This window comes from Rhodoferax sp. UBA5149 (assembly GCF_002413825.1).
Lineage (GTDB): Bacteria > Pseudomonadota > Gammaproteobacteria > Burkholderiales > Burkholderiaceae_C > Rhodoferax.
On sequence record NZ_DHXT01000136.1, the window covers coordinates 1 to 2,047 of the forward strand.

A 2,047-nucleotide genomic window follows, 5' to 3' on the forward strand; every position below is an offset into this window, starting at 1 on the left:
AACTAAATCGGCCTCTGGCCCCCGTGGAATAAGCGTCAGTAGCTATGAAATTCGAAGCAATCCTGTTTGACTGCGACGGTGTGCTGGTGGACAGCGAGCCGATCACCAACGGCGTGCTGCGCGACATGCTGGCCGACGCGGGCTGGGCCATGACGCTGGCCGATTGCATGCGCTTCTTTGTCGGCAAGGCGGTGCGCGATGAGCGCGCCACCATCGAGGCGCGCACCGGCCAGCCGCTGACCGAGGACTGGATGCAGCTTTTCTACGAGCGGCGCAACCGCGAGCTCGACGCGCGGCTGCAGATCATTGCCGGCGCCCACGCGGCCGTGGCCGCGGCGCACAGCCACACGCAGCAGCGCATCGCCTGCGCTTCGGGCGCGGACCGCTTCAAGGTCGAAATGCAGCTGCTCAAGGTCGGGCTGATGGACTTCTTTGACGGCCGCATCTTCAGCGGCCAGGAAATGCCGCGCTCCAAACCGGCGCCCGACGTCTACCTGGCCGCCGCGCAGCATTTGAACGCGCCGCCGCACCAGTGTCTGGTGATCGAGGACACGCCCACCGGCGTGACGGCCGGCGTCGCGGCGGGCGCCACGGTCTGGGCCTACTGTCCGCTGCCCGAACACGGCCCGGCGCTGCGCCAGGCTGGCGCCAGCCAGCTGTTCGGCCAGATGGCCGAGTTAGGGCCGTTGCTGCTGGCGGTCTGAGCGGCTGCCTGTTTGGCAGGCACCGTGCCGCAGCCCGCGCCGGACATGGCTTTGCCGGGCTTGTCCCGGTGCTGATACACAAGCTTGTCCACAGAAGCTGTGCATCAACTTCGCAGCTGACCGCAGCCCCCGCCGACGGGGCAAGGCGGGTTGCTAATTCTGGAATTTTCATGGCAGATTGCCAGTCCCGGCCGTTCTTTCTCTCGCCTTTCTGCTAGGGAAACACCATTTAACCAGGCTGGAATTGGCGTCTTATGCCCCCTGCCTGTTTCGCAGGCACTGTGTCGCAGCCCGCGTCAAATAAGGCTTTGCCGGGTTTGCCCCAAGGTGCTGCACAAAGTTGTCCACAGAAGTTGTGGAGTTGTTGTGGTGGCCTATTTCTTGGTGGATTTGGGGCGCAGGGGGGGCACCAACAGGACAAATCACGCCAAGGGCGTGGACTGGCGGCGGAACTCGGCGGGTGACCGCCCGGTCCAGGCCTTGAAGGCCCGGATAAAGCTTTTTTCATTCTGGAAGCCGGCCGCCTCGGCCACCTGCTTGATCGGGCGCACGGTGCGCAGCAGCAGCGCCAGCGCGCGCGCCTGGCGCACTTCGTTTTTCAGCGCCAGCAGCGAGGCGCCTTCCTCTTTCAACTGGCGGTGCAGGGTACGGGGCGAGACGTTGAGCAGGGTGGCCAGGGCCTCGGCGCTGTGCGTCAGGGCCGGATGCTCGGCCAGCGCGCGCCGCACGCGCTGCACCAGCAGGCGGTCGCGCCGGTACTGGCGCACGGTGAGCGGCAGGGCGCGTTGCAGCATCTGCTGCAGGGCGTGTTCGTCGCGCCGCAGCGGCAAGGCCAGGTAGCGCGCGTCAAAGCGGATGCCGGTCGGCGCCGTGTTGAACACCGTGGGGCCGGAAAACAGCACGCCATACACGGCGTGGTGCGGCGGCGCGGCGAACGCAAACTGCGCGCCCTGCAGCGGCAGGCGCGAGTCAATCAGCCAGCAGGCCAGACCGTGGATGTTGCGCAGCACCGAGACCAGGCAGAATTCGCGCAACGCACCGAGGTCCCGGTTTTCCGTGATGGACAGCGTCGCCGTGTCGCCCGTCACGGCCAGTTGCAGCGTGATGTCGTCGGCGATCAGCCCGTGGTGGCGGCACCAGCGCTGCAGCGCGATGCCCAGGTTCGGCGCGCTGAGGGAGGCGCGCGCCAGCATGCCGTAGCTGCCCCAGGGCAGGCGCCGGCTGAACCAGCCCAAGGCCTCGTCGTCCAGCTCCTGCATCGCCGCACCCGAGATCAATTCCATCTGCAGCGCGCTGATGCAGGCGCCCGGGGTTTTGAGTAACTCTGGCGCAATCTGTGCCTG

Annotated in this window: 2 protein-coding genes; one reads left to right on the forward strand and one right to left on the reverse strand. The window is 66.7% G+C overall.

All coding sequences use genetic code 11. The features are described 5' to 3' along the window. The first annotated feature begins 44 nt into the window (after positions 1–44). Entirely contained in the window at positions 45–704 is a 660-nt protein-coding gene (locus tag B3V69_RS11825) for an HAD family hydrolase (RefSeq protein WP_296446768.1), read from the forward strand. 422 nt (positions 705–1,126) lie between these two features. Here B3V69_RS11825 and B3V69_RS11830 read toward each other — a convergent pair. Further along, the coding region (locus B3V69_RS11830; RefSeq protein WP_296446770.1) for an AraC family transcriptional regulator at positions 1,127–2,047 on the reverse strand (921 nt) is incomplete at its 5' end.